This is a genomic window from Mesorhizobium sp. dw_380, assembly GCF_018588885.1.
Lineage (GTDB): Bacteria > Pseudomonadota > Alphaproteobacteria > Rhizobiales > Rhizobiaceae > Mesorhizobium.
In genome coordinates this window covers 24868-42570 of sequence record NZ_JAFFIW010000013.1, presented here as the reverse complement: position 1 = coordinate 42570, position 17703 = coordinate 24868, and the positions used below count along the sequence as shown (strand labels likewise).

Below are 17703 nucleotides of genomic sequence, written 5' to 3'. Positions count from 1 at the left end.
ACCGGCAAGGAAAAGGCGCGTGCGTTCCGGCTAGAGCGCCCGGCGTCCGCTGAACTGATGGTAGGCCCACAGCACGACCACCGCGCCAACCACGGCGACGATCAGGCTGTAGATGTTGAGACCGGTGACACCCGACGCACCGAAAGCGCTGAAGATCAGACCGCCGACAATGGCGCCGACAATGCCCAGCACGATGTCCATTATCATGCCCTGGCCGGTCTTGTTGACGATCTTGCTGCCGATAAAGCCGGCGATGACACCGAGAATGATCCAGCTGATGATACCCATTTTTTCCTCTCCATCCTCCCACCAGCCCGACATTTTCATATGATTGTCAAAAGCTCAAGCCAGCTTGAAATTCCGCCCGAATGCGCCATTGTGGAATGGGCCGGGCTTGGTCGAGATGGAGGATCCACCATGGGATTTTTTGACAACGCCGTTCCCGGCGGCAACATCACCAAACCGCTGATGATCGCGCTCGGCGCGCTGCTGGTCGGAAAAATGCTGAGCGGCAGAGGTGCCGAGCAGCCGGATCAGCCGCAAGCCCCCGCGCCAGCCGACCCCGCCGGAACCACTGCCGGCGACGGCGGCCTGCTCGGTGGACTGAGCGGCCTGCTCGACAAGCTCAAGAATGCCGGCCATGGCAATGTCGCCGATTCCTGGGTCGGCACGGGCCAGAACCAGTCGATCAACGCCAACGATCTCGGTGCCGCGATTGGCCCCCAGGTCATCCGGGAGATCGCGCAACGGACCGGAATGGACGAGCAGGAGCTGCTCAAGCAATTGTCGACCGCCTTGCCAGGCATCGTCGACAAGCTGACGCCGAACGGCCAGGTGCCGCAGCAGCACCAGGTTGCGTCCGCGTTCAACAGCTGACGCGGCACGCACCCTGAAGCGCTGCGCGCATTGCCGCGCAGTGTTTCGGCTGATGATAACGGGGATGAAAATCTGGAGCGGGTAGCGGGAATCGAACCCGCATATTCAGCTTGGAAGGCTGCTGCTCTACCACTGAGCTATACCCGCGCCCTGCACTGAAGTACCGGATTCACCCGAAAAGCGCCATGCGCTTTTCGCCTCCGATGCTTTTCTCGTTTTCAGGGCTTCCGGGCCGGCAGTGGTGGAGAGGGTTGGATTCGAACCAACGTAGGCTAAGCCAACGGATTTACAGTCCGTCCCCTTTAACCACTCGGGCACCTCTCCAGTCTGCCGCCGGAGCCATGCAACGAGGCATTCGCGCCGATCCGGACCCGAGATATCCAGTCTTCTCCGAAATCAGCGAAGCGCCTTATGGCGGCAAGGCCAGTGGGTGTCAACCGCGCAGGAAGGGTTTTTCGATGTTGTTCGCCGGCTGCGGCGACGGACCATATCCTTGGCCTCGGGAGACGGCTATAGAAGCCGGCCATGAGCAACAAGACCAATACTCCGAAAGATACCCATTACGCCAAGCTGCGCCGTGCGCACCGCGACGAGAAAAGCGGCGGCGCGCCGGCGTTCCGGCCACGCCAGCCTGTTCCGCCCGGCGAGAACGCCGCCGATGGCCTGGTGCGGCTTTATGGCCTGCACACGGTGCGGGCAGCGCTCGACAATCCACGCCGCCGGATCAAAAGAATGCTGGTGACGCGCAACGCGGCCGAGCGCCTTGAGCTGGCCGACCTCGCCGCCCTGCCCTTCAAGGCGGAACTGGTTGAGCCCAGGGACATCGACAAGATCACCGGATCGGATGCCGTGCATCAGGGCGTTCTGATCGAGGCGGAGCCGCTGAAGCCCAAGCGCCTGGATGCGCTGGGTGATACACGGCTGGTGCTGGTGCTCGACCAGATCACCGATCCGCACAATGTCGGCGCCATCCTGCGCTCGGCGGTCGCCTTCGGCGCCGGCGCGCTGATCACCACCGCGCGCCACAGCCCGCAGGAATCGGGCGTGCTGGCAAAATCCGCTTCCGGCGCGCTGGAACATATCGACCAGATCGAGGTGAAGAATCTCGCCGATGCACTCGGGCAGTTGCACGAGGCCGGCTTCCAGACCATCGGCCTTGATTCGGACGGGCCGGCGGAACTCGAAAAGAGTTTTTCGGGCGAAAAGCTCGCGCTGGTGCTCGGCGCCGAAGGCAAGGGCCTACGCCAGAAGACGCGCGAGACGGTGACGACGCTGGCACGGCTCGACATGCCCGGCGCCATCCGCTCGCTCAACGTGTCGAATGCCGCGGCTGTGAGCCTTTATGCGGCGCGGAAGTTCCTAGCGAGTAGCGAGTAGCGAGTAGCGAGTAGCGAGTAGCGAGTAGCGAGCGCGAACACTGCGGTCTGCTGGCCTGCAACCCTATTCGCTACTCCCTATTCGCTATTCGCTTCTAGGCCACCTCGTGCCCCGCCATCCGCTCCAGCGCCCTGACCAGGGCCGAGTGATCCTCCTTCGCACCACCATTGGCCGCGCAGGAGTTGAACAGCTGCTGCGTCGTCGAGGTGTTGGGCAATGAGACGCCGAGCGTCTTGGCGCCCTCCAGTGCGAGGTTGAGATCCTTCTGGTGCAGTTCGATGCGGAAGCCCGGTGCGAAGGTGCGCTTGACCATGCGCTCGCCATGCACTTCGAGAATGCGCGAGGCCGCCAGCCCGCCCATCAGCGCCTGCCTGACCTTGGCCGGGTCGGCGCCGGCTTTCGATGCGAAAACAAGCGCTTCGGCGACGGCTTCAATGGTCAACGCGACGACGATCTGGTTCGCAACCTTGGTGGTCTGGCCGACACCGTTCGGTCCGACCAAAGTGATGTTCTTGCCCATCTTCTCGAAAATGGGTTTTGCGCGTTCAAAGGGTTTTTCCTCTCCGCCGACCATGATGGTCAGGGATGCCGCCTTGGCGCCGACCTCGCCGCCCGAGACCGGGGCATCGAGATAATCGCAGCCGAGATCGTTGATCTTGCGGGCGAAGGTTTTTGTCTCGATCGGCGAAATCGAGCTCATGTCGATGACCAGCTTGCCCTTGGTCAGGCCGGACGCGACGCCGTTCTCGCCGAACAGCACATCGGCGACCTGCGGCGTATCAGGCACCATGGTGATGATGATGTCTGCCGCCTTGGCCACGGCGGCATGGCCGGTGACTGACTTCAGGCCCTTGGCAACGAGATCGGCCGAGGGTTTGCTGCGATGGTCGCTGGCGATGACGTGATAGCCCGCATCCAGCAGATGCCCCGCCATCGGCGCGCCCATGATGCCGAGGCCGATGAAACCGATGGTTTCCATTGTGGTTCTCCGTCTTTTATTAGGCCGCGTTCTGTCACGCCCCCTCTGTCCTGCCGGACATCTCCCCCACGAGGGGGGAGATTGGATGTCATCGCTGGCTTCGCCAATTGTTGAAGCTGCCAAAGTTGCGAGCCGGCGCCGAAGCTGCCGATCTCCCCACCTGTGGGGGAGATGGCCGGCAGGCCAGAGGGGGGCGTGAAGGAACGCGACTTCGACTGCGATTGCCGCTAAGCCGCCGCACTGCCCTGCCCCGTCAATTCCCGGAACCAGCCCAGCCCGGCCTCTGTACCGGCCTTCGGCTTGTATTCCGCGCCGATCCAGCCGGAATAGCCGATGCGGTCGATGTGGTCGTAGAGGAAGGGATAGTTGATCTCGCCCGTCCCCGGCTCGTGACGGCCGGGATTGTCCGCAAGCTGGATATGCGCGATGCGGCTAAGGTTAGCCTCGATTTTACGGGCGAGATCCCCCTCCATGATCTGCATGTGATAGATGTCGTATTGCAGGAACAGGTTTTTCGAGCCGACGCGGTCGATGAGCGCTAGCGCCTGGTCGGAATAATTGAGGAAGAAGCCGGGAATATCGCGCGTGTTGATCGGCTCGATCAGCAGCCTGATGCCGGCCTGCTCCAGCTTCTCCGCCGCGAAGGCGAGGTTCTCGGAGAAAAGATCCTCGAGCACCTTGCGGTCCGCGCCCACCGGCGCGATGCCGGCCAGGCAATTGACCTGCTGGCAGCCGAGCGCCTGCGCATAGGTGATCGCCTTGGCGATGCCCTGACGGAATTCCGGCACACGGTCCGGCAGCACGGCGATGCCGCGATCGCCCTTGCCCCAGTCGCCGGCGGGCAGGTTGAACAGCACCTGCGTCAGGCCGTTCTTCTTCAGCCTTGCGGCCACCACCTCCGGGGCATGATCGTACGGGCCGATATATTCGACGCCCTTGAAGCCCGCGCGGGCGGCTGCGTCAAAACGATCGAGGAAATCGTGCTCGCCGAAGAGCATCGACAGATTGGCTGAAAAACGCGGCATTCTTTTTCTCCTAATCCAGCATCACGATCGCGGTCGGGGCGTCTTCCTGACGTTCGGCAAGGTCCTCGAATTCGGTGATCTTGTCGATCTCGGTGCCCATCGAGATGTTGGTGACGCGTTCGAGGATGAACTCGAGCACGACCGGAACCTGGTGTTCCTGCATCAGCCGCTGCGCTTGCCTGAAGGCGCCGGCGAACTCTTCCGGCTTGCGCACCCTGACCGCCTTGCAGCCCATCGCCTCGGCGACAGCGACATGGTCGACGCCGTAGCCAGCCTCGGGATCATCAGCGCGGTTGACGTTCTCGAAGGCGAGGCTGACCTCGTAATCCATCGAGAAGCCGCGCTGCGCCTGGCGGATCAGGCCCAGATAGGCGTTGTTCACGACGACGTGGATGTAGGGCAGCTTGTGCTGCGCGCCGACCGCCAGTTCCTCGATCATGAACTGGAAATCATAGTCGCCCGACAGCGCCACGATGGTGCGCTCGGGATCGGCGGCGCGAACACCAAGAGCCGCCGGCAGCGTCCAGCCGAGCGGGCCGGCCTGGCCGCAATTGATCCAGTTGCGCGGCTTATAGACATGCAGGAACTGCGCGCCGGCGATCTGCGACAGGCCAATCGTGGTGACATAGGTGACATCGCGGCCGAACGCCTTGTTCATTTCTTCATAGACGCGTTGCGGTTTCAACGGCACCTGGTCGAAATGGGTCTTGCGCTTCATCGTCTTCTTGCGGCCCTGGCATTCCTTCGCCCAGGCCGACCAGTCGCGCAGCTTTCCGGCAGTCTTCCACTCGGTTGCGACGTCGAGCAGCATCTTCAGCGCGGCACCCGCATCCGAGACGACGCCGAGATCCGGCGCGAAGACACGACCGATCTGCGTCGGCTCGATGTCGACATGAATGAATTTCTTCCCCTTCGTATAGACGTCGACGGAGCCGGTATGGCGGTTGGCCCAGCGGTTGCCGATGCCGAAGACGAAGTCGGCCTCGAGCATGGTCGCATTGCCGTAGCGGTGCGACGTCTGCAGGCCGCACATGCCGGCCATCAGCCGGTGGTCGTCGGGGATCGCGCCCCAACCCATCAGCGTCGGGATGACCGGCACGCCCGATATTTCCGCGAACTCGATCAGCAGATCGGATGCATCGGCGTTGATGATGCCGCCGCCGGCGACGATCAGCGGCTTGTCGGCCGCGTTGAGCATCGTCAGCGCCTTTTCGGCCTGGACGCGCGTCATCGCCGGCTTGAACGGGATAAGCGGCTCATAAGCGTCGATATCGAACTCGATCTCGGCCAGTTGGACGTCGACCGGCAGGTCGATCAGCACTGGCCCCGGCCGCGACGAGCGCATGAGGTGGAATGCCTTCTGCAGCGCCATCGGCACCAGGTACGGCTCCATGACGGTGACCGCCCATTTGGCGAGGGGTGCCGCGATGGCGGCAATGTCGACCGCCTGGAAATCCTCCTTGTTCAACCGTGCGCGCGGCGCCTGCCCGGTGATGCACAGGATCGGGATGGAATCGGCGGCGGCCGAGTAAAGCCCGGTGATCATGTCGGTGCCGGCCGGACCCGACGTGCCGATGCAAAGCCCGATATTGCCCGATTTGGCGCGAGTATAGCCTTCGGCCATATGCGAGGCGCCCTCGACGTGACGGGCCAGGACATGGCGGATGGTGCCCCTCGCCTTCAGTGCCGAATAGAGCGGATTGATCGCCGCGCCCGGCACGCCGAAAGCGCAGGAGATGCCTTCCTTTTCGAGAACGAGAACCGCCGCATCGACAGCGCGCATTCTGGCCATTTTCCGGCCCTCCCTCAGGGGTTGGTCATTGTGGATGACTGAGAATGTCAGCAAGCCGGCTATTTTTCAATTTTTTCAGAATATTTTTTCATTTCTAAAAAACAGCTCCTGTTATTTGAATTTATTTGGTTTTCCGTTTTCCACGAATTCCCTCACCTATTGGAGTGAAAAACTTTTTCATTGCTTGTTTGCTGGAATCGGCAAGAATGACGCCATGGATACAACCGAAAAACGCCAGCGCGGCCGACCTCGCGGCTTCAATGGGCCGTCCGATGTCAATTCGGTGCAGTCGCTCGACCGGGCGCTGCGCATCCTGGCCATTGTCGCGGAGGGCAGCGGCCTGTCGCTGAGCGAGATATCGGCGCAGAGCGGTCTTGCCGCCTCCACCGCCTACCGCATGCTGACGACGCTCGAAAACCACGGCATGGTCGAGTTCGACACGAGCGACCAGCTGTGGTCGATCGGCGTCGAGACTTATCGGATGGGCGCGGCGTTCCTGCGCCGCCGCAAGCTGGTCGACCGCGCCCGCATCGTCATGCAGGAGCTGATGGAAAAGACCGGCGAGACCGCCAATCTCGGCGTCGCCGAGGATGATTGCGTGGTGTTTGTCAGTCAGGTCGAGACACACCAGGCGATCCGCGCCTTCTTCCGTCCGGGGACACGCAGCCCCTTCCATGCGTCCGGCATCGGCAAGGCGGTGCTGGCGCATCTCGAACCGGAGCGGGTCGGAACCATTTTGCGCAAGGCCGGCCTGCAGCGCTTCACCGACAGGACGCTTTCCGAGATCCCAGCGCTTGCCCATGACCTGGCTGTCATCAAGCAGCGCGGCTGGTCGGTCGATGACGAGGAGCGGCATCCCGGCATGCGCTGCGTGGCGGCGGCCATCTTCAACGAATTCGGCGAGCCGATCGGCGGCGTCTCGGTTTCGGGGCCGACCGTGCGGGTGACGCCGGAGCGGCTGGCCGAGATCGGGCCGATGGTGCGCAGCGCCGCGGCCGAGGTGACCAGGATGATCGGCGGGGTTGCCTCACCGTGATTTATCCCTGCGAGGCTCAGCGCCTCGACGAGGCCAGGCGGGCGAAGACCAGGCTGAGCAGCAGACAACCAACAGCGAACATGCCCCACAACAGCCCGGCCTGTTCGAGGAAGACCTCGCCGCTCTCGGCGTCATAGCAGCGGCCGAGTTCGTTGAAGCAGTCCCGCCACAGCCAATAGCGGCCATGCCAGGCCAGCGTGGACAACAGGGCCCCGGCGCCGGTGGCAATGGCAAGGACGGTGTGGACCGCTTTCCTCGTCGCATCATTGTCGGGCTGGACTGTCTTGAAGGTCATGCAAACAGCGGAAAGAGAGGCGGCTGGAGCGCCCCTCTTTACGGCTGATTGAAAATTTACGCCTGATTGAAAATTCCTCCTCCCCTTCAGAGCCGGCAGTAGTGGGGATAACCGTCGTGGCCGATATAGGTGTCGGAGTCAGGATCGTAGCTCGAATAACGATCGAAGCAGCGGCGAACGTGCCAGGAGCCGCCATCTTCATCGACATAGACGGCACGCGGCGGCTGCTGGGCGAGCAGACTGCCAAGGACAAACCCGCCGACGCCGGCGGCGATGCCGATGCCGAGGTCGTGGTGATGCGAATGCGCCGCCGAAGGCTGAACGGTGCCGACCAACGCGGTGGCGGCAACGGTGGTGGCGATGAGGCCAGAAACGAGTGTGCGCTTGAACATGGTGATCTCCTTGCTTCGTTGACCGAGGCGATCCATCCGCCTCTTGATCATCTGTCGTTGCCGCGAAGAAAAAGGTTCGAATCTTTTTTGATCTTTTTTGCGGAGACGCGGTCGGTTCCTGGCTGTGGGCCACGAAACATGCAAAAGGGCGGCCGAGGCCGCCCTTCGAACGCGACAGGCCTTGGCGTCAAAGGATGATAACCACCCTGCCATGGTGATGATGACGATGATGATGGTGATACCACCAGTAGTCGCCATAGCCGTCGTAGTCGTCGTAGTCGTCGTAGTGGTGATGATGGTGATGCATGCCGTAAGCTGACGACGTCTGAACTGTGGCGGCCAGCGCGCCTGCAGCGACGAAAATGGCTACGAGAGCGGAAGTGAGCGTGCGCTTGAACATGATGATCTCCTGGATCCTTGATCGAGGCGAACCATTCGCCCCTGTACGTCAGTCGGCGGGGCCCGCCAAAAGGTTCGAACGTCAGGAGATTTTTCGGGGGCGGGAGGACGGCGAGTAGTGAGTAGTGAGTAGTGAGTAGTGAGTAGTGAGTAGTCAGTAGTCAGCAGGGAGTCGCAGCCCGTGGTGCGCACTCACTACTCACTATTCACTTCTCCCTACCCACCCATGCCAGTGATGTGGCGAAGCCAGAAGGCGAGCGCGATGAAGCCGATGATCGTGGTCACGCCGGTCCAGTCGACATTGGCTTTCTTCACGTCGCTAATGAGCTTCACCAGCAGCATCCAGGCGATGACGACGATAGGGAGAATGATGACAAGTCTGATCATGCGACACTCCAGTCCGAAGCGATTGCACCTACCAGACATGTAGGAAACACGTTTGCGGATTTCAGTATGCGCCGGCACCGGCGCCATCCACCGCTGGGGTAACCGAAAACAGAGTTTTGTCTTTACTGGCGCACCAGATATGCTACCGGAGCGCCGTGCCCTTGTAGCTCAGCTGGTAGAGCAGCGGTTTTGTAAACCGAAGGTCGCGGGTTCGATTCCTGCCGGGGGCACCAGTTTCAACCTGTACGATCCGAAAGCCCGGCCGAAAATTCGGTTTGCGAATGCCGCTATCTTTTATGAGGCGCTCGCGATTTGAGCAGACGCGTCCGTCCTGGTGAACGTATTCCTCACCCTGACCGACTTGTAGACATAAGCGGCCCAGATGCCGGTCCCCACAAACGAAGCTATGGGTGACACCAGCGCATCGCCTGCGAGCACCTGGTTCACCGGAACGCCCAGAATTGATACGACCAAGAGCGTGTCGAGGATGAATACGGCCGGAATCGCAAACCACTGGAACAGAAACAATTGTGGGAAGCGGTGGCTTCGCCGCAGCATCGAAACAAGCACAACCAGCTGAAGCGCCAGAAATATGAGGTTGAGGGCAATCTCGCCATACACCGCCACGGTGCCATTCGGGACTGCGATGAGCTGCTGGTAGCCCTCAACCGAATTGCCGAACTCGGCAAGTGTGCGCAACGGGGACAATGCCTGACCAATCGCCAGCAGCATCAGCCAGCCGCCGAAGCCCACAAGAGCCTCGGGATTCTGTGATGGCTTCACGGCTGATCGAACGGCAAAGAAAACAGGCACGCCGATCAACAGCAGCACTATCACCCAATGCCAGATTGAAAACGTCCCCATTTACCTCTCCCCCTTGGACTGCTCCTATAAGTTGTATCAGATTTAAAACTCAACTCAAGAGGTGAACCTTGCGTGAAATGAGGTCGATGCCAAAGCGGCGACTTTCTCCTGCCTGTTCCTGACTCTCGAGCCGACGACCCGGAACCAAATGCGGGCGGCGGCGGTTAACAATCGAAGGGACCGCGAACTCTGTAGCGGAACAATGATTGAACTTTTGGACATGGAATTGGCAAGAGCCAGGCAGCGAATTGGCCGAGCGGAACTCGCCCTCAAACGCGCGGAAGAAATGTTGGACGGGGACCGTGGCGTAGGTATCAATCTGGCGCTCTGCGGCAGGATAAGAGCCGCGCAGCGGCGCGTGACCGAAGCGCGAGAGCGCCTGCTGAAGATCGATCCAACTGATCACTGATTTTTACGCGCGCCACGCCGGCCGTGCGTCTGCTTTCCTTCGTTCGAATGCTTCGCTTGCATTGGAATTGGCGTTTTGTTTTCGCCAGCCAGCGACGCTTCCCCCGAAGGGCTCGTTGGTTAGGCCCAGCGGCCTACGCTGCCAAGTCCCCGCAACCCCAAGCCGCTGGGCCGCCCCGTGCTCGGGAGGCCTGCCGTGTAGACAGAGGGGCGCCGCCTTTGGCATCTCATCGTCAGTCACGCTGGCAGCGGAAGCTGGTTTTATGCTGCCGTCGCTCTTCCACCCTCATACCCCGATCGCGGCCACCAAGATCCGGTTCTGCCGCCGTATTGCCGTGCGCAGCTCCGGTATCCTTGCTTCGTCGCGCTTCACGAATTCGATGAACATCATGTTCATGTTGTTGAAGATCAGTTCGCCGAGTGCTGCCCCGTCAATGTCCTCCCGTACCAGGCCGATCGCCTGCAGCCTAGCGATCAAGGCCCGGATCTGATCCGTCAGCGAGCGGTCGAGCGCGGTGTAGGCCTGGCCGAACGGGCTGTTGGGCAGCTGCGTCGAGATCGCCATCGCCTGCCGCCACATCTCCTTGCTGAGATAATGCAGCGAGTGCTCGATATAGATGCCGATCAGCGTGTCCAGCGCATCGCCGACATTGGCCGGCGGCCTGGCGACGACGCCGCGCCCAGCATTCAGCACCTCGTTGACCTCCAGCGAGACGATGGCGCCGAGGATGTCGCCCTTGTTCTGATAATAATTGTAGATCGTGCCGATCGAGACCTCGGCTTGGGCGGCGATCACCTCGATCTTGGCGCCCTCATAGCCGGACTCGCGAAAAAGCGCGGTCGCCGCCTCGATGATGCGCCTGTGCCGGTCCGCCTTTTGCCTTGCCCGCAATCCGCTCATATCAAGCCTCTTGCCATAAAAACAGAATTGACTCAATTTTAGAATTGGTTCAATTTTTTGCAAGAAGCCACAAAGGCAAGGGAGAACACTCGATGTCCGTCAAATCCGCATCCGGGAATCCGCTTTCCGCCCTGAAGGTCCATCTGCACGCCGCGTGCGCAGCCACGGCACTGCTGTTTGGAGCAGGCAGCCTCGCCGAGGCCGCCGATCTCAACGCGCTGATCTGGTGCGACCATTCCGATCCGGCACTGCTCCAGCCCTTCGAGGAGGCCAACAACGTCAAGGTCAACGTCAAGGAGTTTGAAGGCACCGGCGCTGGGCTGGCGATCGTCGAGCAGTCGCAGCCCGGCGACTGGGACGTGATGGTGATCGACAGCATCGACGTGCCGCGCGGCGTCGAAAAGGGCCTGTTCGAGCCGTTGCCGGAAGACAAGCTGCCGATGGGCGACCTGTTTCCGCAAGTGAAGATGGACGGCTCCACCGTCGTCGGCGGCAAGCGCTACGGCATCACCGAAAAGTTCGGCTACAACACGATCGGCTACAACAAGACCAAGGTCGATCCGGCCGACATGCAGTCATTGGCGTCGCTGACCAGCGACAAGTACAAGGGCAAGGTCGCCATCTACGACTATTACCTGCCGGTCATCGGCATGGCGGCACTCGCCATCGGCAAGAAAACGGCGGATCTGACCGAAGCCGACCTTCCCGCCCTCAAGGACGAGCTTCTCAAGATGAAGGCCAATGCCAAGCTGGTCGGCGAAGTCACCGCCAGCCAGACGGCGCTCGCCACCGGAGAGGTCGATATACTGGTCGGCGGCGGCGAATGGGTGACGGCTGGATTGGCCAAGGAAAATCCGGCGCTGGATTTCTCGATCCCTAAAGAAGGTGCGGTGCTGTGGTCGCAATCGTTGGCCATGTTCAAGGATTCCAAGAACAAGGACATGGCGCTGAAATTCATCCAGTACATTATGAGCCCGGAAGGCCAGGCGCGGCTTGCCACCTCGTCCTGCTATTGGGGCATGCCGTCGAACACCAAGGCTGCGCTGACCGACGACCAGAAGAAGGTCCTGCGCTTCGACGAGCAGCCGGGCTTCCTCGCCCGCGCGCAATCCTATCCGGCGCCGAATGCCGATCTTGACAAGAAGATGCAGGACATGTGGACCGAAATGCTGCAGGCAAAATGAGATGATACGCTCGTGAACCCGACGGGAAACGATGGACGTGCCCTGCCCCGGGCGGGCCGCGCCCTGCCTTGGGCGCTGGTCACGCCAGCGCTCGGCTGGACGCTGCTGTTCTTCGTGCTGCCGTTTATCGCCATGGGGCTTTCGAGCCTGACGGCGCATGAGGGCGGCGGCTTCACGCTCACCAACTACAGCCAGTTCTTCACCAACCCGTCCTACTGGCAGGCGATGGTGAATTCGCTGGAGGTGACGGCAATCGTCACCGTGGTCTCGGTGCTGCTTGCCTATCCCTTCGCCTGGATCCTCGCCGAACAGGTGCCGGAGCGCTGGCAGCGGCTGGCGCTGATGCTGGCCGTACTGCCGTTCTGGACCTCCTATGTCGTGCGCTCCTACTCCTGGCTGCTGGTGCTGGCGCAGAACGGCGTCATCAACCGCGCGCTGACCGGCTCCGGCCTCGTCACCGAGCCGCTGCAGCTCGCCAATACACGCTTCGCCACGGTCACCGGCTTCGTGCATTTCTTCGTCATGCTTTTGACGCTGACCATCTTCGCCAATCTGAAACAGCTCAGCCCGAGCTACCGCAAGGCCGCCGCCGATCTCGGCGCCGGGCCGGTGCGCACCTTCCTGCACGTTGTCCTGCCGTTGACTCTGCCCGGCATCATGGTCGGCGCCTTCCTCACCTTTGTGCTGTGCATCGGCGACTACATCACGCCGCAGATCCTCGGCGGCAACAACGAGCTTCTGATGCCGCAACTGGTGATGATGCAGATCGGCCGGCGCGGCGATTTTCCGTTGGCCTCGGCGCTGTCGATCATCCTGATGGCGGTCGTCACCATCGCCTACCTCGCCTGCGCGCGGTGGCTGAAGATCGAGCGGGCCTGATCATGCGACAGTTTGTCCGCGTCGCTTCCTGGGTCTATGCGCTTGCCGTCTACGGCTTCATCTTCCTGCCCGTGGTGGTGCTGGTGCTGTTTTCGCTGCAGTCGACTTCTTTCCCCATTCCACCGTTCACCGGACCGTCGTTGCGCTGGTACGAGGCGGTGCTCTCCGACGTCAGGCTGACCTCGGCGCTGGTCAATTCGCTGCTGGTCGCGGCGCTTTCCTCGGCCACCGCCGTCACGCTCGGTTTCCTCTCGGCCTGGGGTTTCGCGCGCTTCGTGCTGCCCGGCTCCGGCCTGCTGCGCGGACTGATTACGCTGCCATTGACGGTCAGCTATCTCATCATCGGCATGGGACTGCTGGTGTTGTTCAACTGGGCCGGCGTACCAAAATCGCTGCTTGCCGCCGGCATCGGCCATGTCGTGATCAACCTGCCGCTGTGCTTTGCCATCATCTACAGCCAGATGGGCGACCACCAGATCAACATCGAGCGCGCCGCGCGCGACCTCGGCGCGCCGGAATGGAAGGTGCTGCTCCTCATCACCGTGCCGGTCATGGCGCCGGCGATCTTCGCCGGCTTTTTCCTGTCAATGACCTTCTCCTGGGATGAATTCGTCATCTCCTTCCTGCTCACCCGCTTCGACACCACGCTGCCGGTCGAGATCTGGAACCTGCTGCGCTCCGGCCTCAACCCCAAGACCAATGCCGTCGGTTCCCTGGTCTTCGCTGTATCCATCGTGCTGGTCGTGCTGTTCGAACTGACATTGCTGCGGAGAAAGCCGGCATGAGCGTGCCCCTGGTCGACATCCGCAGCGTCTCGCACCGTTTCGGGCAGCTGGCCGTTCTGAAGAACGTTTCGCTGCAGATCGAGCCCGGCAGTTACACGATCCTGCTCGGGCCGTCGGGTTCCGGCAAGACGACGCTGCTGTCGATCCTGGGCGGCTTCGTCACTCCAAGCGAAGGCAAGGTGTTCATCCGCGGCGAGGACTGCACCGCGATGCCGCCGGCGAAACGCCCGACGACGACCGTGTTTCAGGACTATGCGCTGTTTCCGCATATGAGCGTCGGCGGCAATGTCGGTTTCGGGCTCCGCATGCAAGGCGTCGACGGCGCGACGCGCGCCGCACGGGCTCGCGAGGCGCTGGCGTTGGTTGGATTGGCCTCCGCCTTCGACAAGAAGCCGCACCAGCTTTCCGGCGGCCAGCGGCAGCGCGTGGCACTGGCGCGTGCGCTGGTGATCGAGCCGGCCGTGCTTTTGCTCGACGAACCGCTTGGCGCGCTCGACCTGAAGCTGCGCCGGCAGATGCAGGACGAGTTGAAGGCGATCCAGAAGCGTGTCGGCACCGCCTTCATCCATGTCACCCATGACCAGGAAGAGGCGATGGCGCTCGCCGACCATTGCGTGGTGATGAATGACGGCCGCATCGAGGACGAAGGACCGCCCGAGCGTGTCTATCACAGGCCGGCGACGCGCTTTTCGGCAACGTTCATGGGCGAAAGCACGATTCTTGCCGGAACCGTGGCCGAGACAACGAACGGGATCGCAACCGTGGCAACTTCGATCGGCCTGGTTTTGCTGCCCGGAGCCGTTCAACCCGGAGCGAACGTCGCCCTCGCCATCCGGCCGGAACACCTCGTCCTTGGTACGAATGAAGGCGCTGTCGGGCTCGGCACGGCTGAGGTGAGCGACGTCGTATTCCAGGGTAGCTTCAAGCGGGTGCTGGCCACCTCGACCATAGATGCGGCGCTGCAGTTCATCGCCAAGGCTCCGGCTTCCGCCACCGTCCAGACCGGCGACACGGTGATGGTTTCATGCAAGGCTGACGATATGATCCTGCTGGCGAATGAGAGATGAGCACCCTTCCGGTCATCGAAGCACCAGAATGGTACGAAACCATCCGCATGGCTGACGACGTCATGCTGATCCATGAGCCATGGATAAAACCGTTCTTCCGCTGCAACATGTGGCATGTGCGCGGCCGCGACCGTGATCTCCTGTTCGATACGGGTCTTGGGCATTTTAGCCTGCGCGCACATGTGCCTGTGGTGAGCGAGCGCAAGCTGACTTGCGTCGCCAGCCACACGCATTTCGACCATATCGGCTGCCATCACGAATTTCCCGACCGCTGCGTGCACCGCACCGAGGCGGAAATCCTCGCCGATCCGCGCAACGAATGGACGGTGGCCGACCGCTATGCGACCGACGATATGTTCGATCGATTACCCCAGGGCTGGGACTCGTCCCGCTACCGGATCCTGCCCGCGCCGGCCGACCGGCTGCTCGAACATGGCGATGTCGTCGATCTCGGTGACCGTGCCTTCGAGGTGATACACACACCCGGCCATTCACCCGGTGGCATCGCGCTCTACGAGAGAAAGACCGGCATCCTGCTGTCAGGTGACATCATCTATGACGGCCCGCTGATCGACGACGTCTACCATTCGGATATTTCCGACTATGTCGAGACACTGCTCGCCATGCGCGATCTGGACGTCTCGGTCGTGCATGGCGGCCATTTCCCGAGCTTCGGCAAGGTCCGCTACCGCCAGCTGATCGACGAGTATCTGGCGCAGAAACGCCAGGCCGGCTGCCACCTGCGGCAGAGCCCCTGACGAACTTAGCGCATCAGTTCAAAGTGCCGCGGAAATGCCTGATGCAGCAGAAGCAGCATGGTCTTGCGCAAAACATCGGTGTCACGGCTGGAAGGGTTCAGATGGTCCCAGTACCATGCACCATGAACCAGATAATTCAGGCTCTCTGACAGGGTATATATGTCGACGCCGGTGTAGCCGCCGCTGCCCGCGATCTCGACGAGCAGCTCGCGCGCCTCGGCGGTGTAGGCGAGATCGCTCGGCAGGCCGATTTCATTGTAGATCTGCATGCTCTTGCGGTCACTGGAGAACACGACGAAGACAGAAACCCATTTCGGATGCTGCCGGGCAAAGCGTTGCGCGCAGTCGACGGCGCCCAGCAGCCTTTCGACCGGCGACAGGCCGGGCGCCCGCACCAGGGTGACCCACAGCGCGTCATATTGATCGCTGAGATACTGAAGTACGGCCCGGAACAGGTTCTCCTTGCTGCGGAAATGAAAGACGACCAGCGCGTTCGACGAGCCGACATGTTCAGCGATGCGCTGCATGGTGACGCTCGCCAGACCTTCCTCCGCGATAAGCTCGATGGTGGCGTCGATGATGCGCTGCACGCTCGCTTCGCCGCGCTCACGCCGACGGTCCTTGGGCGCGGCATCGTTTGCCGCGCCCTTCGTCGTCACGGTCTTGCGGTTTTCCGGCTTTGCGGCTGCCTTGCGTTGCGCCATTTCCGTCAGGCCTTTCGGAACCACAGCGGATGTCCCGCCGCATAAGTTACTTCGACATATGGCACGCCGGCGCGCTTCGGCGATCACTCAAAGCGACGGGCGTGTCTCGGCGTTTCCATACCACTGCCCCCGAGCCGTCTCATACGCCATCCCCGCCCGGAACACATCGGCGTCGCTATAGGTGCGGCCGACAATCTGGATGCCTGTCGGCACTCCGCTGGCCGCGCGACCCGACGGGATGGTCAGAACCGGGCAGCGGCTCAGCATGTTGAATGGCGTCGTCATCACCCAACCCAGCGAGGGGTTCACCTCCCTGCCGTTGATCTCGACCGTGTCCCTGGTCTGGTCGAACTCCGCCGGCACCGCGGGAAGCGCGTTTGTCGGACAGATCAGCACGTCGTAGGTCTCCAGCAGCGGGCCTAACGTCTGGTACATCCTTGCCGCCACGTCGAGCGTCGCGACAAAGTCCGTGGCCTTGGACTTCTGGCCATCCTCAGCAAACTGCCTGGCATAGCTGGTCATGTCCTTGCCATGCTTCTCGAGCAGTTGCGACAGCGAGGCGCCGAAGAGGTGCTCCAGATAGGCCATGCCGGCCTTGAGCACTTCGTCGCCCCAACCCAGATCGACTTCCTCGACGATGGCGCCGAGCGAGCGGAACAGGTCGCAGGCAGCCAGTGTGTTCTTGCGCACGTCGGGGTCGACTTCAAACGAACCGAGATCCATGGAGAAGGCGATCTTCCAGCCTTTGATCGGCTTGTAGTCGAGCGGCAGGCGCAGCTTGGGGCGCAAAGTGGCGATGTCGAGCGGGCTCGGTCCAGCCATGACGTTCTGCAGCAGGATCGCATCCCTGACGTTTCGCGCCAGCGGCCCGGTGTGGCAATAGAAGTCGAGATTGAAGGGCGGCTCGTCGGGATTGCGGCCATAAGGCGGTTTGAACCCGACAAGACCGCAGGCCGAGGCAGGAATGCGGATCGATCCGGCGATGTCCGAGCCGGTGGCGATCGACGATGTGCCGGCGGCAAGTGTGGCCGCAGAACCGCCCGACGAACCGCCCGGGGTGAAGTCCGGATTCCACGGATTGCGGGTGACGCCCCATCGCTTCGACCATGTATAGCCGGCGCAGCTGAATTCGGGTGTCGCCGTGCGGGCGTGGACGATGCCGCCGGCCTTGATGATGCGCTCGTTCATCGTCGAGGTATGGCCGCCAATGGCATCCTTCGACAGCAGCGAACCGTGCGAGGTCGGCTTGCCCTTGATGTAGCTCTCGTCCTTGATCCCGATCGGCAGGCCTTCGAGCGCCCCGGTTTTGGCGCCCTTGGTGTATTTCGCCTCCGCCTTCGCGGCCAGCCCCATCGCTTCCTCGAAATGCGTGAAGGTGAAGCAGTTGATCGCCGGTTTGGTGGCTTCGGCGCGGCGGATGGTGGCCCGCATCAACTCGACGGGCGAGAGTTTCTTTGCCGTGAACAGCCGCAGCGCTTCATTGGCCGGCATGTAGCAAAGCTCGAGATCGGACATCGGAAGTCTCCTGCGATCGCGAGACCGCACTTGGCATGAAGGGTGGCCGGACCGCGCGTTGCGGTCCGGTGGCTATTTCG

21 protein-coding genes and 3 tRNA genes are annotated in these 17703 nt (G+C 61.9%); 9 read left to right on the top strand and 15 right to left on the bottom strand.

The features are described from left to right. Positions 1-30: 30 nt before the first annotated feature. On the bottom strand, positions 31-288 hold the full coding sequence (locus JT360_RS15290; RefSeq protein ID WP_214472501.1) for a GlsB/YeaQ/YmgE family stress response membrane protein: 258 nt from the start codon (positions 286-288) through the stop codon (positions 31-33). Between the two features lie 129 nt (positions 289-417). On the opposite strand from JT360_RS15290, the gene JT360_RS15285 reads away from it, so the two are divergent. Beyond that, positions 418-876, top strand: a complete 459-nt coding sequence (locus JT360_RS15285; RefSeq protein ID WP_214472500.1) for a YidB family protein — start codon at positions 418-420, stop codon at positions 874-876. Between the two features lie 73 nt (positions 877-949). On the opposite strand, the gene JT360_RS15280 is transcribed toward JT360_RS15285, so the two are convergent. Beyond that, positions 950-1023, bottom strand: a tRNA-Gly gene (locus tag JT360_RS15280). Between the two features lie 92 nt (positions 1024-1115). Beyond that, positions 1116-1200, bottom strand: a tRNA-Tyr gene (locus JT360_RS15275). 201 nt (positions 1201-1401) lie between these two features. On the opposite strand from JT360_RS15275, the gene JT360_RS15270 reads away from it, so the two are divergent. Continuing rightward, a complete protein-coding gene (locus tag JT360_RS15270; RefSeq protein ID WP_214472499.1) occupies positions 1402-2253 on the top strand; it encodes a TrmH family RNA methyltransferase in 852 nt (283 codons plus the stop codon). Positions 2254-2347: 94 nt separating this feature from the next. Here the strand turns inward: JT360_RS15270 and JT360_RS15265 are convergent, their stop codons facing one another. From JT360_RS15265 to gcl, 3 genes are all read right to left on the bottom strand, one after another. Further along, the gene (locus tag JT360_RS15265) at positions 2348-3355 is read right to left on the bottom strand and encodes a 2-hydroxy-3-oxopropionate reductase (RefSeq protein ID WP_284731713.1); all 1008 of its coding nucleotides are present in this window, start codon (positions 3353-3355) and stop codon (positions 2348-2350) included. Positions 3356-3459: 104 nt separating this feature from the next. After that, positions 3460-4257, bottom strand: coding sequence for a 2-oxo-tetronate isomerase (gene otnI / locus JT360_RS15260; protein WP_214472497.1), 798 nt, complete (start codon positions 4255-4257; stop codon positions 3460-3462). Between the two features lie 10 nt (positions 4258-4267). Then, positions 4268-6049, bottom strand: a complete 1782-nt coding sequence (gene gcl, locus JT360_RS15255; RefSeq protein ID WP_214472496.1) for a glyoxylate carboligase — start codon at positions 6047-6049, stop codon at positions 4268-4270. A gap of 214 nt (positions 6050-6263) precedes the next feature. Between gcl and bhcR the strand changes: the two genes are divergently transcribed. Then, a complete protein-coding gene (gene bhcR, locus JT360_RS15250; protein ID WP_214472495.1) occupies positions 6264-7085 on the top strand; it encodes an HTH-type transcriptional regulator BhcR in 822 nt (273 codons plus the stop codon). Positions 7086-7101: 16 nt separating this feature from the next. On the opposite strand, the gene JT360_RS15245 is transcribed toward bhcR, so the two are convergent. The 4 genes from JT360_RS15245 to JT360_RS15230 all read right to left on the bottom strand — a co-directional run bounded on the left by JT360_RS15245 (position 7102) and on the right by JT360_RS15230 (position 8558). Next, complete coding sequence (locus tag JT360_RS15245) at positions 7102-7380, bottom strand: hypothetical protein (protein WP_214472494.1); 279 nt, start codon at positions 7378-7380, stop codon at positions 7102-7104. 86 nt (positions 7381-7466) lie between these two features. Further along, positions 7467-7772: a BA14K family protein gene (locus JT360_RS15240; RefSeq protein ID WP_214472493.1), complete on the bottom strand. Its 306-nt coding sequence runs from the start codon at positions 7770-7772 to the stop codon at positions 7467-7469. A gap of 187 nt (positions 7773-7959) precedes the next feature. Continuing rightward, complete coding sequence (locus JT360_RS15235; protein WP_214472492.1) at positions 7960-8172, bottom strand: hypothetical protein; 213 nt, start codon at positions 8170-8172, stop codon at positions 7960-7962. Positions 8173-8387: 215 nt separating this feature from the next. Continuing rightward, positions 8388-8558 carry a hypothetical protein gene (locus JT360_RS15230; protein ID WP_214472491.1) on the bottom strand — a complete coding sequence of 57 codons (171 nt, stop codon included), beginning with the start codon at positions 8556-8558 and terminating at the stop codon, positions 8388-8390. Between the two features lie 157 nt (positions 8559-8715). Here JT360_RS15230 and JT360_RS15225 point away from each other — a divergent pair. Continuing rightward, positions 8716-8791, top strand: a tRNA-Thr gene (locus JT360_RS15225). Positions 8792-8852: 61 nt separating this feature from the next. On the opposite strand, the gene JT360_RS15220 is transcribed toward JT360_RS15225, so the two are convergent. The 3 genes from JT360_RS15220 to JT360_RS15210 all read right to left on the bottom strand — a co-directional run bounded on the left by JT360_RS15220 (position 8853) and on the right by JT360_RS15210 (position 10731). After that, positions 8853-9422 carry a DUF2569 family protein gene (locus JT360_RS15220; protein WP_214472490.1) on the bottom strand — a complete coding sequence of 190 codons (570 nt, stop codon included), beginning with the start codon at positions 9420-9422 and terminating at the stop codon, positions 8853-8855. 49 nt (positions 9423-9471) lie between these two features. Then, positions 9472-9828, bottom strand: coding sequence for a hypothetical protein (locus tag JT360_RS15215; RefSeq protein WP_214472489.1), 357 nt, complete (start codon positions 9826-9828; stop codon positions 9472-9474). 288 nt (positions 9829-10116) lie between these two features. Beyond that, entirely contained in the window at positions 10117-10731 is a 615-nt protein-coding gene (locus JT360_RS15210; protein ID WP_214472488.1) for a TetR/AcrR family transcriptional regulator, read from the bottom strand. A gap of 92 nt (positions 10732-10823) precedes the next feature. Between JT360_RS15210 and JT360_RS15205 the strand changes: the two genes are divergently transcribed. Genes JT360_RS15205 through JT360_RS15185 form a run of 5 tightly spaced genes read left to right on the top strand, consistent with a single transcriptional unit; the run spans position 10824 to position 15404 of the window. After that, positions 10824-11915: a polyamine ABC transporter substrate-binding protein gene (locus JT360_RS15205; protein WP_214472487.1), complete on the top strand. Its 1092-nt coding sequence runs from the start codon at positions 10824-10826 to the stop codon at positions 11913-11915. A gap of 12 nt (positions 11916-11927) precedes the next feature. Further along, the gene (locus JT360_RS15200) at positions 11928-12794 is read left to right on the top strand and encodes an ABC transporter permease (protein WP_214472486.1); all 867 of its coding nucleotides are present in this window, start codon (positions 11928-11930) and stop codon (positions 12792-12794) included. Positions 12795-12796: 2 nt separating this feature from the next. Beyond that, positions 12797-13579: an ABC transporter permease gene (locus JT360_RS15195; RefSeq protein ID WP_214472485.1), complete on the top strand. Its 783-nt coding sequence runs from the start codon at positions 12797-12799 to the stop codon at positions 13577-13579. Continuing rightward, on the top strand, positions 13576-14646 hold the full coding sequence (locus JT360_RS15190) for an ABC transporter ATP-binding protein (RefSeq protein ID WP_214472484.1): 1071 nt from the start codon (positions 13576-13578) through the stop codon (positions 14644-14646). Before JT360_RS15195 ends, JT360_RS15190 begins: the two co-directional genes overlap by 4 nt. Then, a complete protein-coding gene (locus JT360_RS15185) occupies positions 14643-15404 on the top strand; it encodes an MBL fold metallo-hydrolase (protein WP_214472483.1) in 762 nt (253 codons plus the stop codon). The genes JT360_RS15190 and JT360_RS15185 overlap by 4 nt, the downstream gene beginning before the upstream one ends. A 5-nt stretch (positions 15405-15409) precedes the next feature. On the opposite strand, the gene JT360_RS15180 is transcribed toward JT360_RS15185, so the two are convergent. Together JT360_RS15180 and JT360_RS15175 are read right to left on the bottom strand one after the other, a co-directional pair. Beyond that, entirely contained in the window at positions 15410-16108 is a 699-nt protein-coding gene (locus tag JT360_RS15180; protein WP_214472482.1) for a TetR/AcrR family transcriptional regulator, read from the bottom strand. An 87-nt stretch (positions 16109-16195) separates the two neighbouring features. Next, entirely contained in the window at positions 16196-17623 is a 1428-nt protein-coding gene (locus tag JT360_RS15175; protein WP_214472481.1) for an amidase, read from the bottom strand. Between the last annotated feature and the right edge of the window lie 80 nt (positions 17624-17703).

Coding starts and splice junctions, on each gene's coding strand:
- JT360_RS15230 (WP_214472491.1), bottom strand. CDS start 8,558: ATGATCAGACTTGTCATCATTCTCCCTATCGTCGTCATCGCCTGGATG.
- JT360_RS15195 (WP_214472485.1), top strand. CDS start 12,797: ATGCGACAGTTTGTCCGCGTCGCTTCCTGGGTCTATGCGCTTGCCGTC.
- JT360_RS15210 (WP_214472488.1), bottom strand. CDS start 10,731: ATGAGCGGATTGCGGGCAAGGCAAAAGGCGGACCGGCACAGGCGCATC.
- JT360_RS15270 (WP_214472499.1), top strand. CDS start 1,402: ATGAGCAACAAGACCAATACTCCGAAAGATACCCATTACGCCAAGCTG.
- bhcR (WP_214472495.1), top strand. CDS start 6,264: ATGGATACAACCGAAAAACGCCAGCGCGGCCGACCTCGCGGCTTCAAT.
- JT360_RS15290 (WP_214472501.1), bottom strand. CDS start 288: ATGGGTATCATCAGCTGGATCATTCTCGGTGTCATCGCCGGCTTTATC.
- JT360_RS15240 (WP_214472493.1), bottom strand. CDS start 7,772: ATGTTCAAGCGCACACTCGTTTCTGGCCTCATCGCCACCACCGTTGCC.
- JT360_RS15190 (WP_214472484.1), top strand. CDS start 13,576: ATGAGCGTGCCCCTGGTCGACATCCGCAGCGTCTCGCACCGTTTCGGG.
- JT360_RS15180 (WP_214472482.1), bottom strand. CDS start 16,108: ATGGCGCAACGCAAGGCAGCCGCAAAGCCGGAAAACCGCAAGACCGTG.
- JT360_RS15185 (WP_214472483.1), top strand. CDS start 14,643: ATGAGCACCCTTCCGGTCATCGAAGCACCAGAATGGTACGAAACCATC.
- gcl (WP_214472496.1), bottom strand. CDS start 6,049: ATGGCCAGAATGCGCGCTGTCGATGCGGCGGTTCTCGTTCTCGAAAAG.
- otnI (WP_214472497.1), bottom strand. CDS start 4,257: ATGCCGCGTTTTTCAGCCAATCTGTCGATGCTCTTCGGCGAGCACGAT.
- JT360_RS15235 (WP_214472492.1), bottom strand. CDS start 8,172: ATGTTCAAGCGCACGCTCACTTCCGCTCTCGTAGCCATTTTCGTCGCT.
- JT360_RS15285 (WP_214472500.1), top strand. CDS start 418: ATGGGATTTTTTGACAACGCCGTTCCCGGCGGCAACATCACCAAACCG.
- JT360_RS15220 (WP_214472490.1), bottom strand. CDS start 9,422: ATGGGGACGTTTTCAATCTGGCATTGGGTGATAGTGCTGCTGTTGATC.
- JT360_RS15245 (WP_214472494.1), bottom strand. CDS start 7,380: ATGACCTTCAAGACAGTCCAGCCCGACAATGATGCGACGAGGAAAGCG.
- JT360_RS15175 (WP_214472481.1), bottom strand. CDS start 17,623: ATGTCCGATCTCGAGCTTTGCTACATGCCGGCCAATGAAGCGCTGCGG.
- JT360_RS15205 (WP_214472487.1), top strand. CDS start 10,824: ATGTCCGTCAAATCCGCATCCGGGAATCCGCTTTCCGCCCTGAAGGTC.